Source organism: Nocardia violaceofusca NBRC 14427 (assembly GCF_963869435.1).
In the GTDB taxonomy this organism is placed as follows: domain Bacteria; phylum Actinomycetota; class Actinomycetes; order Mycobacteriales; family Mycobacteriaceae; genus Nocardia; species Nocardia aobensis.
Genome location: NZ_CAWMPM010000021.1, coordinates 116204 through 131365, shown reverse-complemented (window position 1 = coordinate 131365; position 15162 = coordinate 116204). Strand labels below are relative to the sequence as shown.

At 68.8% G+C, this 15162-nt stretch carries 17 protein-coding genes; 6 read left to right on the top strand and 11 right to left on the bottom strand.

Annotated elements, in window-relative coordinates:
* Window positions 1-495 precede the first annotated feature (495 nt).
* Window positions 496-1059: an isopentenyl-diphosphate Delta-isomerase gene (gene idi / locus AC5592_RS17325; RefSeq protein WP_232329402.1), complete on the top strand. Its 564-nt coding sequence runs from the start codon at window positions 496-498 to the stop codon at window positions 1057-1059.
* A gap of 6 nt (window positions 1060-1065) precedes the next feature.
* Here the strand turns inward: idi and AC5592_RS17320 are convergent, their stop codons facing one another.
* Window positions 1066-2301, bottom strand: coding sequence for a globin domain-containing protein (locus tag AC5592_RS17320; protein WP_063064822.1), 1236 nt, complete (start codon window positions 2299-2301; stop codon window positions 1066-1068).
* Window positions 2302-2516: 215 nt separating this feature from the next.
* On the bottom strand, window positions 2517-2999 hold the full coding sequence (locus tag AC5592_RS17315; protein WP_063064821.1) for an RrF2 family transcriptional regulator: 483 nt from the start codon (window positions 2997-2999) through the stop codon (window positions 2517-2519).
* A 153-nt stretch (window positions 3000-3152) separates the two neighbouring features.
* Here AC5592_RS17315 and ilvA point away from each other — a divergent pair, with 153 nt between their 5' ends.
* Entirely contained in the window at window positions 3153-4373 is a 1221-nt protein-coding gene (gene ilvA, locus AC5592_RS17310) for a threonine ammonia-lyase (protein ID WP_063064820.1), read from the top strand.
* 10 nt (window positions 4374-4383) lie between these two features.
* On the opposite strand, the gene AC5592_RS17305 is transcribed toward ilvA, so the two are convergent.
* The 4 genes from AC5592_RS17305 to AC5592_RS17290 form a co-directional block, all read right to left on the bottom strand.
* Window positions 4384-4707: a DMT family transporter gene (locus AC5592_RS17305; RefSeq protein ID WP_036500715.1), complete on the bottom strand. Its 324-nt coding sequence runs from the start codon at window positions 4705-4707 to the stop codon at window positions 4384-4386.
* Between the two features lie 62 nt (window positions 4708-4769).
* Window positions 4770-6185 carry an argininosuccinate lyase gene (argH, locus tag AC5592_RS17300; protein ID WP_063064819.1) on the bottom strand — a complete coding sequence of 472 codons (1416 nt, stop codon included), beginning with the start codon at window positions 6183-6185 and terminating at the stop codon, window positions 4770-4772.
* Window positions 6182-7168: a class I SAM-dependent methyltransferase gene (locus tag AC5592_RS17295; RefSeq protein ID WP_063064818.1), complete on the bottom strand. Its 987-nt coding sequence runs from the start codon at window positions 7166-7168 to the stop codon at window positions 6182-6184. The genes argH and AC5592_RS17295 overlap by 4 nt, the downstream gene beginning before the upstream one ends.
* Before the next feature lie 124 nt (window positions 7169-7292).
* Window positions 7293-8495, bottom strand: a complete 1203-nt coding sequence (locus AC5592_RS17290; RefSeq protein ID WP_030518242.1) for an argininosuccinate synthase — start codon at window positions 8493-8495, stop codon at window positions 7293-7295.
* Between the two features lie 309 nt (window positions 8496-8804).
* Here AC5592_RS17290 and AC5592_RS17285 point away from each other — a divergent pair, with 309 nt between their 5' ends.
* On the top strand, window positions 8805-8972 hold the full coding sequence (locus AC5592_RS17285) for a hypothetical protein (protein ID WP_157121966.1): 168 nt from the start codon (window positions 8805-8807) through the stop codon (window positions 8970-8972).
* Between the two features lie 52 nt (window positions 8973-9024).
* On the opposite strand, the gene AC5592_RS17280 is transcribed toward AC5592_RS17285, so the two are convergent.
* Window positions 9025-9822: a maleylpyruvate isomerase family mycothiol-dependent enzyme gene (locus AC5592_RS17280; RefSeq protein WP_063064817.1), complete on the bottom strand. Its 798-nt coding sequence runs from the start codon at window positions 9820-9822 to the stop codon at window positions 9025-9027.
* Between the two features lie 47 nt (window positions 9823-9869).
* Window positions 9870-10484: a TetR/AcrR family transcriptional regulator gene (locus AC5592_RS17275; RefSeq protein WP_036500712.1), complete on the bottom strand. Its 615-nt coding sequence runs from the start codon at window positions 10482-10484 to the stop codon at window positions 9870-9872.
* Between the two features lie 72 nt (window positions 10485-10556).
* On the opposite strand from AC5592_RS17275, the gene AC5592_RS17270 reads away from it, so the two are divergent.
* Together AC5592_RS17270 and AC5592_RS17265 are read left to right on the top strand one after the other, a co-directional pair.
* Entirely contained in the window at window positions 10557-11426 is an 870-nt protein-coding gene (locus AC5592_RS17270) for an NmrA family NAD(P)-binding protein (protein WP_063064816.1), read from the top strand.
* Window positions 11427-11599: 173 nt separating this feature from the next.
* Window positions 11600-12406: an SAM-dependent methyltransferase gene (locus AC5592_RS17265; RefSeq protein WP_036500710.1), complete on the top strand. Its 807-nt coding sequence runs from the start codon at window positions 11600-11602 to the stop codon at window positions 12404-12406.
* A 10-nt stretch (window positions 12407-12416) separates the two neighbouring features.
* On the opposite strand, the gene AC5592_RS17260 is transcribed toward AC5592_RS17265, so the two are convergent.
* Complete coding sequence (locus AC5592_RS17260; RefSeq protein WP_063064815.1) at window positions 12417-12971, bottom strand: TIGR03086 family metal-binding protein; 555 nt, start codon at window positions 12969-12971, stop codon at window positions 12417-12419.
* Window positions 12972-13047: 76 nt separating this feature from the next.
* On the opposite strand from AC5592_RS17260, the gene AC5592_RS17255 reads away from it, so the two are divergent.
* The gene (locus tag AC5592_RS17255) at window positions 13048-13650 is read left to right on the top strand and encodes a TetR/AcrR family transcriptional regulator (RefSeq protein ID WP_063064814.1); all 603 of its coding nucleotides are present in this window, start codon (window positions 13048-13050) and stop codon (window positions 13648-13650) included.
* Between the two features lie 39 nt (window positions 13651-13689).
* On the opposite strand, the gene AC5592_RS17250 is transcribed toward AC5592_RS17255, so the two are convergent.
* Entirely contained in the window at window positions 13690-14163 is a 474-nt protein-coding gene (locus tag AC5592_RS17250) for an arginine repressor (protein WP_030518235.1), read from the bottom strand.
* A gap of 59 nt (window positions 14164-14222) precedes the next feature.
* Window positions 14223-15161 carry an ornithine carbamoyltransferase gene (gene argF / locus AC5592_RS17245; protein ID WP_063064813.1) on the bottom strand — a complete coding sequence of 313 codons (939 nt, stop codon included), beginning with the start codon at window positions 15159-15161 and terminating at the stop codon, window positions 14223-14225.
* Window position 15162: the final 1 nt, after the last annotated feature.

Sequence of the window (15162 nt, the reverse complement as noted above, 5' to 3'; positions counted from 1 at the left end):
TTGTGATCGGTCCCATCCGCGATCACAGGTTGCGCTCGGGAGGGGTGCGGGCGCGCCCGGCGGCACACGGTTTCGGCGAATATGGTCGCGCACCACCGGCTGAGTCCTACCGTGGATCACGGAACGCCGTTGTAGCGCATGACTATTCGATCAGATGTCCAGTTCGCCGGGCCGGTCCCGAGTCTCATTCTCTTCCGGTGGCGAAAACCGGTTCCGATCGGTTTCTCCGACGACGTCCGGCGGCCGGTCGGACGCGGTGAGCTGGATCGACGCCCACTACGGGTGCACGATCCATCCGCGTGGCGAGTATTTCCGGGCGATGACGGCCCACGGCCCGGTCCTGATCGCGCTCACCGACCTGACGTCGGCGACCGTCCCGTACCGGGAACTTCGTACGCGGTGCGAGCCGGCGCCCGGGGTGGAGGAACCGTTTCTCACGTCCTGTCGCGAGGGTAGTTTCCGCTACCTGCTCATAGCCGCCGATAAGGTAGGGCGGTGACCGGCACCCACACCACCTCCACCGACGGCACGGTCGACCGCGAGTCCCTGCCCGTCGAACTGGTCGACGAGCAGGGCCGCGCGACCGGAATCTGCCCGGTGTCCGACGCCCACACCGCGCCCGGACGGCTGCACCGCGCATTCTCGGTGCTGCTGTTCGGGCCGGACGGGCGGGTGCTGCTGCAGCAGCGGGCCGCGGTCAAGACCCGGTTCCCGCTGCGCTGGTCCAACACCTGTTGCGGACACCCGGGGCCGGGCCAGTCCCTCGCCGAGGCCGCCGCTGTCCGGCTGGGCGAGGAACTGCGGATCGGCGCGCAACTGCGTGAGGTCGGGGTCTATCGCTACCGGGCCGACGATCCCGCGACCGGTCGGGTCGAGGACGAATGGGATCACGTACTGATCGGTGAGTTCACCGGCGTGCCCGACCATCCCGACCCGGCCGAAGTAGCCGCGCTGCGCTGGGCGGATCCCGAGCGGCTGGACGCCGATATCGCTTCCGCCCCAGCGGATTTCACGCCGTGGCTGCACGGTGTGCTGGCCACGGCGCGCGCCGGGCATTGAGCCGGCTCACAGATCCAGCAACCAGTCGTTGGGGGCGAACAGTTCGAAGTGGACCCGCTCGTCGGCCACACCGGCGGCCTTCAGCTGCGCCCGCGCCGCCTGCAGGAAGCCGGTGCCGCCGCACAGGTAGATCTCGGCGCCCGCGGGCAGCTCGATGCCGGTCAGCGACAGCAGGCCCGCATGCGCGCCGGCGCTGGGCTCCTCGTACCAGACGTGCAGTTCGGCGTCGGGCAGACCGGCGACCAGATCGGCCTGGGTGCCGCGCAGCGGGTGCGTGGACTCGGCCCGGTCCGCGTGCAACGCCAGCACCCGGCGCGGCGATCCGGTGGCCGCGAGATATTCCAGGATTCCGACCATCGGGGTGACGCCGATGCCGGCCGAGATGAGCACCAGCGGTGTCCGCGCGGCGGTGTCGATGGTCAGATCGCCGAACGGCAGCGTGATCTGCAGCCGGTCGCCCACCTCGACGTCGGTGTGCAACCACGACGACACCTCCCCCTCGGGCCGGTCACCGACGGCGGTGACACGACGCACCGCGAAGGCCAGCCGACCGGCACCGGGCGCGTTGACGAGGCTGTACTGGCGCAGCTGGCGGGCGCCGTCGGGCAGGTCGGCGCCGACCGAAACATATTGTCCGGGAACGAATTCGGGAAGCGGCGCGGCCGCGTCGGCGGATTCCACGACGAAGGTGACGGTGTCGGCGGGATCCTCGATACGCTGCACCACCCGGACCTCGCGGAAGACCGCGCCCGGTTCGACACCCGCGCCGGAGTACAGCTCGTTCTCGAATCCCATCAGGGTGTCGGCCATCAGCCAGTAGACCCGGTCCCAGGCGGCCGCTACCTCGGCGGTGACGGCCTCGCCCAGCACGTGCACGATCGCCGCGAACAGATGCTCGTGCACGACCGGATACTGGTCGGGCACCACCCCGAGCGAGGCGTGCTTGTGGCCGATGCGGGCCAGCAGTTGGCGCGGATGCGGCAGGTTCGGATCGACGAGGTGGATGGCGAATGTGGCGATCGAGGCGGCCAGCGCGCGCTGCTGCTCCCCCTGGGCCTGATTGCCGCGATTGAACACGTTGCGCAGCAGATCGGGGTGTGCGGCGAAGAGGCGGCGGTAGAACTCGGCGGTGATGTCGTCGATCCGCGCCCCGATCACCGGCAGGGTCGCCCGCACGATCTCGGCGTGGTGTGGTTCCAGTTCGGCGATGGTGTCCAGGGCCGATGTCGACGCGGTCGTCATGGTGAAACTCCTCTTCGAGCAACAATTCCGGTGAATCACCGGACGAATTCCACGGTAACCATTTCCGGTGTTTCGAATCCAATTCCGAGGCCGTGTGTTCAATTACGGCTCCGGTTGCGGATTATGTTGTCCGCGCCACATTTTCGTCCCGATACAGCGAAATGCGCTGTTACGCCGAAGATGTTGGCGCACAGCGCAGTACGAAGACGTGCGAATCAGGAGACGGCGGGGACATCGGCCGCGAAACCGCCGAACGGCAATGCCGGCGACGCCGACAGATGCAGTAATTGCTGCGTCCGCCGATCGACCAGATCGCCGAGGGTATAGCGGTCGAGTTCGCGATAGAACGACTCCTGCGCCTCGGCCAGTATCCGCCGCAGGCGACACGCCCCGGCGATCGGACAGGGATGGTCGCCCACGCAGTCGACCACCTCGGCCGCGCCTTCGAGACCGCGCACGATCTGCCCGACGGTGGCGGCGCGACCGGCGTCGGTGAGGAAGATGCCGCCGGCGCGACCCCGCTGCGAGGCCACCAGCCCCAGTTCGGAGAGTTTGGTGACGGCCTTGGCGACGTAGTGCTCGGAGGCGTTGACCTGCCGGGCGATCAGCTTCGCGGTCACGCGCTCCTCGGCGCCGCTGCTCACCGCGAGCCGCATCATCGCCCGCAGCCCCAGATCGGTGAAGCGCGACAACTGCATTTTCCCAGGCTACTTAATTCCGCCTTTCGAAAGCGCATTCAGCGGTGTGGGGTCAATTACCCCGCCTCGTGCCGATTTTGCGGCCCGGCTCACACCCGCCGCTCGTGCGTCCGGCTACCCGGATTCGCGGCGACCGTCTGGCAGCATGGCCGCATGGAGCTGATCGGATTCGATCGCATCAGCGCGGCGCAGAAGATGCTGGCGCCCGTCATCCGCCGCACCCCCGTCATCGCCTCGCGGGTCCTGTCCGAGCGCACCGGCGCCGATGTGCGGCTCAAATGCGAGAACCTGCAGCGGACGGGATCGTTCAAACCGCGCGGCGCGTACTTCCGCATCGCCAATCTCGCCCCGGAGGAACGCACCCACGGTGTGGTGGCCGCGAGCGCCGGCAATCATGCGCAGGGAGTCGCTTGGGCCGCAACGACTTTGGGTATCGCCTCGACGGTGTTCATGCCGGTCGGAGCGCCGCTGCCGAAACTCGTCGCCACCCGCGCCTACGGCGCCACCGTGCATCAGGTGGGCGAGACGGTGGACGAGGCGCTGCTCGCGGCCCAGGAATTCGCCGAGCGGACCGGGGCGACGCTGATCCATCCGTTCGACCATCCGGATATCGTCGCGGGCCAGGCGAGCGTCGGATCGGAATTGCTCGAACAGTTTCCGGACGTCGGCACCGTTCTGGTGCCGACCGGGGGTGGCGGACTGCTCGCGGGGATCGCCGCGGCCCTGCATCCGATCGCGCCGCAGGTGCGGGTGATCGGCGTCCAGGCGGCGCTGGCGGCCGCCTGGCCCGATTCGCTGCGTTCCGGCGAACCCGTTGCCTTGCAGCGCATGTCGACGATCGCCGACGGTATCGCCGTGGGACGGCCGGGTGAGGTGCCGTTCGCCCATGTCATCGCCCACCAGCCGACGATCGTCACCGTGGGCGAGGACGCGCTCTCGGCGGCCGTGCTGCTGTGCCTGGAACGGGCGAAACTCGTCGTGGAACCGGCGGGCGCGGCGGCGGTCGCGGCCCTGCTGAGCCTTCCGGCCGACGAACTGCGCCTGCGCGGACCGGTCTGCGCGATCATCTCCGGCGGCAATGTGGACCCGATCCTGCTGACCCGCATCATCGGCCACGGACTCAGCACCGGCGGGCGCTACCTCGCCGTGCGGATCACCATTTCGGATCGCCCGGGCAGTCTGAGCCGGCTACTCGATGCCGTGGCGGGCACCGGGGCGAATGTGCTCGACGTGGTGCACGCGCGCACTCCGGCCGGTCTGGCCATCGACGAAGTGGAGGTGCAGCTGACCCTCGAGACCCGCGGCCCCGCCCATCGCGCCGATGTTCTCGGCGCGCTCGAGCATGCGGAATACGCTGTGCGCGTCCAGGATTGAGCTACCCGCGTCAGTGCGCGCCGCCCAGTTCCAGCGCCAGCACCCCGGCGATCAGGAGCCCGATGCCGCCGATCTGCACGGCCGAGAGCGGCTCGTCGAGGAACAGCGCGCCGATCGTGGCGACCAGCGCCACCCCGATCGCCGACCACACCCCGTAGGCGACGCCGACCGACATCCCCCGCTTCAGGGCCTGCGACAGGAAGAGGAACGCCGCCACGTAGCCGACCACCACGACGATCGAGGGCACCAGCTTGGTGAATCCCTCGGACAGCTTCAGCGACACCGTCGCCGACACCTCGGTCACGATGGCCAATCCGAGAAAGAGGAACATCATGCGCGCACGATATCTGGCGGGGGTTGAAGGGCCCGCACGGTCCGGACCCACGGGCCGCTGGTTCAGCCCAGCCAGGTGCGGGCGTCGGCGGCCGTGGTGCGGACCTCGCCCAGCTGTTCGGCGACCCGGACACCGGCGGTACCACCGCGGGAGTTGCGGGAGGCGATGGACCCCTGCACCGTGAGCACCTCGCGCACCTGCGGCGTCAAAGCCGGGTCCACGGCGGCGAACTCGGCATCGGACAACTCGTCCAGGCCGACGCCCCGCGCCTCGGCGGCGCGCACGCACGCCCCGGCCGCCTCGTGCGCCACGCGGAACGGAACACCTTGGCGCACCAGCCATTCCGCGATATCGGTGGCCAGGGTGTATCCGGCGGGCGCCAATTCGGCCATCCGCTCGGTGTGAAAGGTCAGGGTGGAGACCAGACCGGCGATGGCGGGCAGCAGAAGTTCCAGCTGTGCCACCGAATCGAACAGCGGCTCCTTGTCCTCCTGCAGATCCCGGTTGTAGGCCAGCGGTTGCGCCTTGAGCGTGGCCAGCAGACCGGTGAGGTTGCCGATCAGGCGACCGGCCTTACCGCGGGTCAGCTCCGACACGTCGGGGTTCTTCTTCTGCGGCATGATCGACGACCCGGTCGACCAGGCATCGGCAAGGGTGATGTAGCCGAATTCCGGTGTGCTCCAGATGATGATCTCCTCCGCCATCCGCGACAGATCGACCGCGATCATCGCGAGGACGAAGGCGGCCTCGGCGGCGAAGTCGCGCGCGGAGGTCGCATCGATCGAATTGGCCGCGGCGGCATCGAAATCCAGATCGGCGGCGATCGCTTCGGGGTCGAGGCCCAGCGAGGAACCCGCGAGTGCGCCCGAACCGTACGGGGAGATCGCCGCGCGCTTGTCGAAATCGCGCAGCCGGTCCACGTCACGCAGCAGCGGGTGCGCGTGGGCGAGCAGCTGATGGGCCAGCAGCACCGGCTGGGCCGCCTGCAGATGGGTCTTGCCGGGCATCACCGCATCCGGATGCGCCGCGGCCTGCTCGACCAGGGCGTCGACGACCTCGAGCACGCCGAAGGCGATGCGGCGCACCGCCTCACGCAACCACATGCGGAACAGGGTGGCCACCTGATCGTTGCGCGAACGCCCCGCACGCAACCGGCCGCCGAGTTCGGGGCCGACCCGATCGATCAGACCGCGTTCGAGCGCACCGTGCACGTCCTCATCGGATTCGGCCGGGGTGAACGCGCCGGAGGCGACATCGGCCGCGAGCCGGTCGAGCCCGTCCAGCATGCCCGCCAGATCGGCCTCCGACAGCAGTCCCGCCTTGTGCAGCACCCGAGCGTGGGCCTTGGACGCGCGAATATCGTGGGGCGCCAGCGCCCAGTCGAAATGGGTCGATTTGCTCAGCGCCGCCATGGCGGCGGCGGGGCCGGAGGCGAAACGCCCACCCCACAGCGCGCCCTCGTTGGTGGCTTGGCTCATCGGTTCTCGTCTCCTCGTGTGGCGGTCATCAGAATGTGGTGGTCCAGTTCGGCGCGAGCGGCCTCGGGCTGCGCACGGCCGTGGTCGATCAGGAGGGTGACCGGATCGCCGGTCGTGACGGCCCAGCCGCGCGCGGTGAACCACTCGCGCGGGTCGGTGCGGCCCTCCCACGGGTACCAGAGTTCTTCGAGGTTCAGCGTGATCCCGGCCTCGGCGAGCAGTCGCTTGCGACGCTCCCGCGCCGTGCGCAGCGCGGGCGAATCCTCGCGCCGGCCGCGCCCGATGTTCAGGGCGATCCGGCTGCCGGGCGCGCTGAGCGCCGCGATATCGCCGAACAGCCGGTCCTGTGCCTCGCCGGGCAGGTAACGCAGCAGCCCCTCCGCCAGCCAGGCGGTCGGCGCGGTGGGATCGAAACCGTTGTCCCACAACTCCTTCGGCCAATCCTGGCGCAGATCCACGCCGATCGCGCGCCGGTCGGCGGCGGGTCGCACGTCGGCGAGCACGGAGTTCTTGAACTCCAGCACCTTCGGCTGATCGATTTCGAAAACCACGGTGCCGGAGGGCCATTCGAGCCGGTAGGCGCGGGCATCGAGTCCGCTGGCGAGAATCACGACCTGCCGGATACCGGCGGCGGAGGCGGCGGCGAAGTACTCGTCGAAATAGACCGTGCGAGCGATGAGCATCGCCGCCAGCGAGCTGTAGCCGGTTTCGCCTGGCCCGTCCGCACCGGAACGGTCGTCGCCGGAGTCTGCCGTGCCCTCGCTCCCTGCGGGATCGGCGCCGCCCGATGCCGCCCCGATCCGAGCGCGCATGATGCGGCTCCAGCCCGACCCGGCGGCCTCGACCAGACGCGCGGCGTAGGGATCGCGGAACAGCGCATCCGGGCGCCGGGTTTCGGCCGCCCGCATCGCCGCCACACCGAGGGCGGTCGCGCCGACACTTTCGGTGATATCCCAGCTGTCGTCGTCACTGCGCACGGACATCTCCTCCCGTTGGGGCTGCGTCGCCTTCTACACGATGCGCACCCTGCGGTCGTGCGGTTCCGCCCGGTGGCAGGCTACTCCGGGATCGGCCCGGCCGAATGCTCGACCGGGCCCGCGGCGACGCCTACTTCTTGGACAGGTCCCGGCGCGCGGCGACCTTGGAGGACAGGCCGTGGATCTGGACGAAGCCCTTGGCCAGCGACTGGTCGAAGCTGTCGCCCTCGTCGTAGGTGGCCAGGTTGAAGTCGTAGAGCGACTCCTCGCTGCGGCGGCCGTTGACGACGACGTTGCCGCCGTGCAGCACCATCCGCACCTCGCCGGAGACGTGCTGCTGGGTGTCGCGCACGAAGGCGTCCAGGGCCCGCTTGAGCGGGGAGAACCACAGGCCGTCGTAGACCAGCTCGCCCCAGCGCTGCTCGACCTGGCGCTTGTAGCGGCCGAGTTCGCGCTCGACGGTGACGGCCTCGAGTTCCTGGTGCGCGGTGATCAGCGCGATCGCGCCCGGGGCCTCGTAGATCTCGCGGCTCTTGATGCCGACGAGGCGGTCCTCGACCATGTCCAGCCGGCCCACGCCCTGGCGACCCGCGCGCTTGTTGAGTTCGGTGATGGCCTCGAGCACGCTGACCGGACGGCCGTCGATCGCGATCGGCACACCCTTGTCGAAGGTGACGATCAGTTCGTCGGGCGCCTCGAAGTTGACGGTCGGGTCGACGGTGTAGTCGTAGACGTCCTTGGTCGGCGCGTTCCACAGATCCTCGAGGAAGCCGGTCTCGACCGCGCGGCCCCACAGGTTCTGGTCGATCGAGAACGGCGACTTCTTGCTCACCGTGATCGGCAGCGCGTTCTCCTCGGCGAAGGCGATGGCCTTCTCGCGGGTCCACGCGTAGTCGCGCACGGGGGCGATGACGTTCAGATCGGGCGCGAGCGCGCCGATGCCGACCTCGAAGCGGACCTGGTCGTTGCCCTTACCGGTGCAGCCGTGGGCGACGGTGGTGGCGCCGTGATATTCGGCGGCCTCGACCAGGTGCTTGACGATCAGCGGGCGGCTGATCGCGGACACCAGCGGGTAGCGGCCCATGTAGAGGGCGTTGGCCTGCACGGTCGGCAGGCAGTACTCGTCGGCGAATTCGTCGCGGGCGTCGACCACGATGGCCTCGACCGCGCCGCAGTCCAGTGCGCGCTGGCGCACCACGTTCATGTCCTCGCCGCCCTGGCCCAGATCGATCGCGACGGCGACCACCTCGGCCCCGGTCTCCTTGCCGATCCAGCTGATGGCAACGGAGGTGTCCAACCCGCCGGAATAGGCGAGTACGACGCGATCGGCCATATCTGATGCTCCTCAGGTTCGTGCGTATGCGTAGGTGGGTGCGCGATGTCACCGGTGCGATGTGCCGCCGCTACCCGCCCTCGGACGGCTCACATCAACTACAAATGATTATGCATGATGATGCAATCCCATTCATAACCGGGGGTGGGCATACCACCGGCCGGAGCACCCCGGCGCCCCCGCCGGATCGGACAACTACGGACATTCACCCCGAAACCTCTGGGCCTCAATGAGATTGCCGAAACCGGGTATCACCGATATGTCACCCTGATAGCGAACGGCCTCGGATGCCCCGGGAAAGGCGGACCCATGCTCTCCACGTTTGCAGGTTATTTCGGCACGATCGGATCCGATGTGCTGGCGATCGGCCAATCGGTGATCACCCTCATCTCCGACCTCATCGGCGCGGACGGCGCGGGCACGCCGGGCGGCGGCCTCGGCGGGAGCTACCCGCCCGGACAGTATCCCCTGGCCTGAGCCGCAGGACGTGAGTTGCGGGCTCGCGTGCCGAGTGGTGCGAGCCGGGCACTCATCCGAAGCTGACCCGGTCGAGCCAGAAGTCGAACAGTGCCCGGTCGCCCAGAATCTCGATCTCGGCGGCCTCGACCGCCCGGCGACGGTAGATCACCAGCAGGAGTTCGGTGAGGGGTCCGCGAACCGCGACCGCGGCGCGCTCGTGGGCCCGCCGCCAGCCGATGGTCTCGCCGGTGAGATCGACGATCCATTCGGCACGGAGGTCCTCCGGCGTGTCGGTGGCATGGAAGTGCAGGGTGCGGCCGGGTCCGAGCAGTTCCCGGGATTCGGGTTTGTAGTCGAACATGACCGGCAGCGAGGCCAGTTCCAGCCATTCGTCGATGGCGTCCGCGGCCACGTCCGGCGCGGCGTGATAGCCGGCACCCAGGGCGAGCGTGGCGTCCGCCCGGTGGATCAGCGTTTCGTGAGTGAAGCGGCGGGCGTAGAAGTCCGTGGTCGGCACGACCGGCACCGGAGTCCAGAGCTCGAGGCCGGGCCCGGCCCGGCGAAGTTCGGCGGACAGATCCGCGGCGCCCTCCGCAAGCCAGCCGCGCAGTTCTTCGGGATCCTCGTCCAGATATCCGGACAGATCCCGGAACGCGAAGTCGTCCTCCGGCAACGGTTCTCGCACCCGCCCCGCGACCGCCGCCCGCGCCCACCGCTGTGCGCCGCCGAGGTGACGACCCAACTGCCCGACGGTCCAGCCCGGGCAGCTCGGTACGGGAACCGCGGTGTCGGCGTGCGCGAGCGCGGCACGCAGCAACTCGGTCTGGGCCACGATCTCATCGCAATACCGCTCGAAGGTCAGCGCCATGCGCACACCCTAGGAACGGGCACCGACATGTTCGCGGACCGGACGCGTCAGGACTCGCCGAGAACGCCGGTGACGATCCGGCGAATCCGCTCGTAGTCGGGATCGGCGGGACCCGGTCGCCGGTCGGGCCACTCGCCCGGCGCGTCCTCGATGCCGAACAGAACCGCGGTGAAGCGCGGATGGATTGCGCGAGAGAAGATGTCGTCCACCGCGGCCGGCGCCTCGGATTCGGGCAACTGCCACCGCGCCGCGACGAATCCGGTGAGGTTGCGCCGTGTGGTCGCGAAAATGGCGTCGTAGAAGTCGGCGGCGGCGGCCGGCACCCGCTCCGCCTCGGCGATCACCAGCCGGCAGGTTCGCACCGACTGGACCCACACCACCGACCACAGGAATCCGAGGCAATATCCGGTCACCGCGTCCAAGCGGTCGTCACCGTAGTCCTCGGGAGTCCCCAGCCGGTTCAGATGCAGACCCCGCACGAAGTCGACGACGGCGAGGAACAGCGCGTCCTTGTTCTCGAAATGCGCGTACAGAGTTCGCTTCGAGGTTTCGGCGCGCGCGGCCAGCACATCCATCGACGTCCGCTCGAACCCGACCTCGAGGAAGACGTCCTTGGCCGTCCACAGGATGTGTTCGCGCAGTCGATCGCCACGCCTCGCCATGTGGTCTTCCCTTCCGTCAAAGTAAACGGTACGGTGTAGTTTACTTACATCGCACTCGTTCGGGAGTAGCTCATGATCGTCGTCACCACACCTACAGGCAGTATCGGCCACCAGATCCTCGACCTCGTCGCCGACAGCGACCAGCCGATCCGGGTGATCGCCCGAGATCCGGCGCGCCTGCCCCCGCACATCCGCGAGCGGGTCGACGTGGTGCAGGGGTCGACCTCCGATCGCGAGGTTGTCGCCGCCGCGCTGAAGGGTGCCGACACCGTGTTCTGGCTGGTGCCGCCGAATCCGTCGGCGTCCAGCGTCCCCGGGCACGTCCTGGAATTCGTGACGCCGCTGTGCGGGGCGCTCGACAGCGTCGGCCGGATCGTCGCCGTATCGAGCCTGGGTCGCGCAGGCGGCCGTAAAGCGGGCCAGATCTCGGCGATCTTCGCCATGGACGCGCTGATCGAGAGCAGCGGGGTGCATTATCGGTCGCTGTGCCCGCCCGGATTCATGGACAACATGCTCCGGCAAGTCGATCCGATCCGGAACCTGGGGACCTTCTTCGGCACCATCTCCGGCGATCTCCGCGCACCCACGTGCGCCACCCGGGATATCGCTGCCGTCGCGGCACGACTGCTGCTCGACGAGTCCTGGACCGGACAGGACAGCGTGGAGATCCGTGGCCCGGAAGATCTGTCGCACAACGAGATGGCGCGCATCATGTCCGAGGTGCTCGGTCGCTCGATCACCTACCAGCAGGTCCCGGCGGCCGACTACGCGGCGTCGCTGACGGCACACGGGATGAGCGCGGCCTGGGCGCAGGGCCTGGTGGATATGTCGGCCGCGGTCGAGGACGGCCTCTACGACACGCCGCGCACACCGGAGTCCTACTCCCCCACCGGTTTCCGGCAGTGGTGCGAGGAGGTGCTCGCCCCGGCCGTCGCCGGCTGATCCGTCCGATTCACGTCGCAGGTCCGGAATGTCGGCGGAATCGGCGGGCTGCCGCGTCCGGTTCGGCCAATCCCATTGATCGCCAACATGTTCCGGTCGGCCGGGAATCCGTGCATGAGCGCTTGGTTTCGAATACCATCCGAACGACACGATCCCGCGCCGACAGGACTGTGATGACCGCATCCGACAGCAATGCGACCTCCGATGCCGAGGCGCCCAGCAGTGCCCGCATCTACGACTACGCATTGGGCGGCAAGGACAACTACGAAGTCGACCGCCGCGCCCTCGAGCAGGTCATGGAGGGCTTTCCGACGGTCCGGATCGCGGCCCGGCACAACCGCCAGTTCATGCATCGTGCGGTCGGCGTCCTCGCCGACGCCGGAGTGAAACAGTTCCTCGACATCGGCACGGGCATCCCGACCGAACCCAATCTGCATCAAGTGGCACAGGAGCGGGCGCCGGAGGCCCGCGTGGTGTACGTCGACCACGACCCGGTGGTGCTGGCTCACGCGCGCGCCCTGCTCGCGGGATCGCCCGAGGGCCGCACCACCTTCATTCGGGCCGACCTCACCGATCCCGAGGCGATCCTGTCGGCACCGGAATTGCGCGAGACCCTCGATCTGGCCAGTCCGGTGGCGTTGAGCCTGGTCGCGGTGCTGCATTTCCTGTCCGCCGACCAGAATCCGGCCGGCGTGCTGAAGACCCTGCTCGACAACCTCGCGCCCGGCTCGTTCGTCATCGCGTCACACATCACCGCCGATCTGGACCCGGAAGGGATGGACCGGGCGCTCGAGATGTATCGCCGCAGCGCCGTCTACGCGCAGGCTCGCACCCGCGACGAATTCACCGCCTTCTTCGACGGCCTCGAACTGCTCGATCCGGGCGTGGTCGCGGTGAACCGCTGGCGTCCCGGCATCGAACCCCCGTCCTGGCTCGACAAGCAGGTCAACTGCTGGGGCGCGGTCGCCCGAAAGCCGTAGCGCCGCACGCTCACCCGCGCCAGTCCGGATCGCGGCCGAGGAGGGCCACGATGGCGTCCAGCGGCGGGCGGGATCGGTCCTCGGCCAGCCGGGGGCGATAGGCGCCGCCCGGGCCGTTGAGCGGACTGCCGGGCGCGGTGATCGAGCGTGCGATGGGCAGGGCCGCGGTCAGCAATCGCGCCGGCACCGGGCAGGGACGGCGCAAAGCCCGGGCGAGATCCCAGCGGTGGGTGAGCATGTCCACCAGATGGACGCCGAGCACGTGTTCGATGGGCAGCGAGCCCGACCGCGGCAACGCGACCACCTCGCCGGAACGCTCCATCGCGGCGATCCACCGGGCGGTGATCTGCGCGAACACCTCGCGCGGATCGTGCACGCCGTCGAGCGTGGTCCCGAGCACGGAGGCGTTGACCGCCTCGTGACGCTCGTTCATATGGGCGATCAGGTCGGCGACATTCCATCCCGCGCACGGCGTCGGCGCGGTGAGATCCGCGTCGTCGAGTGTGACCACGTCGTGGCCGATCAGGGCCAGAGCCATCGCGTCCAGCCGCAGAAGTTCGCTCATGACAACACCTTTCAATCTTAGCGAACGAGCGTTCGCCAAATGACTATAGCGAACGATCGGCCGCTATGCTGGGCTCATGTCTCCTCGCCGTTCCGCCGCGGACGCCGCCCACACCCGAGAGCGCATCATTTCGGCCGCGGTCGACCAGGCCTCGCTGATCGGCGTGGAGGGGGTGACCATCGGATCGCTCGCCGAGAGCCTGGAGATGAGCAAGGCCGGGGTCGTGGGGCCCTTCGGATCGCGTGAACAGTTGCAGCTGAGCGCATTGGAACAGGCCGGGACGATCTTTCGAGCGGCGGTGATCACCCCGCTGGACGGGTTACCGCCGGGCACCGAACGGCTGACGCGTCTGATCGACAACTGGATCGGCTATCTGGCCGAATGCCCGTTTCCGGGAGGCTGTTTCGTCACCGCGGCCTCGGCCGAACTCGACGGCCGGCCGGGGGTGCTCCGCGACCGCCTGCGCGCGTATGTGGAAAGCGCCCGCGCAGCGCTGAAATCCGAAATCGTTGCGTACCAGGCGGAATCGAATGGGCCTCATCGTCGGGTCGACGAGCTGGTCACCACGGTCATCGGCATCACGATGGCGGTCAACCAGGAAATACAGCTACTCGACGATCCCCACGCCGCCGAACGCGGGAGGGCGGCACTTCGAGCGGCCGTGGGGCTGACACCGTGACGCACACGTACCAGGCGGGTCGATCCCCGATTCGGCCGTCTACGCCAGGTGTTCGATCTTCGCGGCCAGTTCCGCACCCGTCATGGGTTCGCGGGCGATCACCGCGATTGTGTCGTCGCCGGCGATGGTGCCGACCACTTCGGGCAGGGCCGCGCGGTCGAGCGCGCTCGCCAGGAAGTGCGCCGCGCCCGGCGGCGTGCGCAGGACCGCGAGGTTACCGCTGTGATCGGTGGAGACCAGCAGATCGCCGAGCAGTTTCGAGAGCCGGGACGTACCGCCGGTGACGCCGCGCACGGGGCTGCCGTCCTCGGGAACGACGTAGATTCCGGCGCCACCGTCGGCCGCGCGCAGCTTCACCGCGCCGAGCTCGTCCAGATCGCGCGACAGCGTGGCCTGGGTGGTTTCGATACCCTCGTCGGCGAGCAGGGCCGCCAACTCGGTCTGGCTGCGAACCGCGTTGGCGGACAACAGTTCCACGATGCGCTGCTGGCGCCCGGCGCGGGTGCGCGCGATGGCCGGGCCGGTGCGCGGACCCTCCGATCCGGCAGCCGACCCGTTCGCTCTCGCCGTGCTCACGCCGCACCGCCCGATCGTCGCTCCAGCAACCACACCAGCAGCGCCTTCTGGGCGTGCAGCCGATTCTCGGCCTCGTCCCACACCACACTGTGCGGCCCGTCGAGCACCTCGTCGGTGATCTCCTCGCCGCGATGCGCCGGAAGGCAGTGCAGTACAACCACATCCGAGGCGGCGTGGCTGAGCAGCTCGGCGTTCAGCTGGAACGGCCGGAACGGGCCGACCCGGTCGAGGCCGTCGTTCTCCTGTCCCATCGAGGTCCAGGTATCGGTGACCAGGGCGTCGGCGCCGGTGGCCGCCGCGACCGGATCGTCGGTCAGGGTGATCGTGGCGCCGGTTTCGGCGGCCCGTTTGCGGGCGGCCTCGAGCACCCAGTCGTAGGGCCGGAAACCCTCGGGCGCGGCGATGGTGACGTCCAGCCCGGCGGTGACGCCGCCCAGCAGTAGCGAATGCGCCATATTGTTCGCACCGTCGCCGAAGTAGGTGAGTTTGCGACCGGCGAGCTCGCCTTTTTGCTCCCGCAAGGTCAGCAGATCGGCCAGCACCTGGCAGGGATGGAATTCGTTGGACAGCGCGTTCACCACCGGAACCGTTGCCGCCGAGGCCATCTCGTCGAGCCGATGTTGTTCGAAGGTCCGCCAGACGACGGCGTCGACATAGCGCGAGAGCACCCGGCCCGTATCGGCGAGGGTTTCCTCACGGCCCAGCTGGGTGTCGCGACCGTCGACGACCACCGCGTGCCCGCCCAGTTGCGCGATGCCCATCTCGAAGGAGAATCGGGTGCGGGTGGAGTTCTTCTCGAAGATCACACCCACGCCGCGCGGCCCCTCCAGCGGCCGCCGGGAGATCGGCGCCACCTTCAATTCCGCTGCCAGCGCGAGGATTTCGGCCTGTTCGGCGGGCGTGACGTCGTCGTCACGCAGGAAATGCCGCACCATG

Bases quoted from the DNA above. Each gene is read 5' to 3' on its own strand.
- AC5592_RS17320 (WP_063064822.1), bottom strand. From the start codon at position 2,301: ATGACGACCGCGTCGACATCGGCCCTGGACACCATCGCCGAACTGGAA.
- AC5592_RS17315 (WP_063064821.1), bottom strand. From the start codon at position 2,999: ATGCAGTTGTCGCGCTTCACCGATCTGGGGCTGCGGGCGATGATGCGG.
- ilvA (WP_063064820.1), top strand. From the start codon at position 3,153: ATGGAGCTGATCGGATTCGATCGCATCAGCGCGGCGCAGAAGATGCTG.
- AC5592_RS17305 (WP_036500715.1), bottom strand. From the start codon at position 4,707: ATGATGTTCCTCTTTCTCGGATTGGCCATCGTGACCGAGGTGTCGGCG.
- argH (WP_063064819.1), bottom strand. From the start codon at position 6,185: ATGAGCCAAGCCACCAACGAGGGCGCGCTGTGGGGTGGGCGTTTCGCC.
- AC5592_RS17295 (WP_063064818.1), bottom strand. From the start codon at position 7,168: ATGTCCGTGCGCAGTGACGACGACAGCTGGGATATCACCGAAAGTGTC.
- AC5592_RS17290 (WP_030518242.1), bottom strand. From the start codon at position 8,495: ATGGCCGATCGCGTCGTACTCGCCTATTCCGGCGGGTTGGACACCTCC.
- AC5592_RS17285 (WP_157121966.1), top strand. From the start codon at position 8,805: ATGCTCTCCACGTTTGCAGGTTATTTCGGCACGATCGGATCCGATGTG.
- AC5592_RS17280 (WP_063064817.1), bottom strand. From the start codon at position 9,822: ATGGCGCTGACCTTCGAGCGGTATTGCGATGAGATCGTGGCCCAGACC.
- AC5592_RS17275 (WP_036500712.1), bottom strand. From the start codon at position 10,484: ATGGCGAGGCGTGGCGATCGACTGCGCGAACACATCCTGTGGACGGCC.
- AC5592_RS17270 (WP_063064816.1), top strand. From the start codon at position 10,557: ATGATCGTCGTCACCACACCTACAGGCAGTATCGGCCACCAGATCCTC.
- AC5592_RS17265 (WP_036500710.1), top strand. From the start codon at position 11,600: ATGACCGCATCCGACAGCAATGCGACCTCCGATGCCGAGGCGCCCAGC.
- AC5592_RS17260 (WP_063064815.1), bottom strand. From the start codon at position 12,971: ATGAGCGAACTTCTGCGGCTGGACGCGATGGCTCTGGCCCTGATCGGC.
- AC5592_RS17255 (WP_063064814.1), top strand. From the start codon at position 13,048: ATGTCTCCTCGCCGTTCCGCCGCGGACGCCGCCCACACCCGAGAGCGC.
- argF (WP_063064813.1), bottom strand. From the start codon at position 15,161: ATGGTGCGGCATTTCCTGCGTGACGACGACGTCACGCCCGCCGAACAG.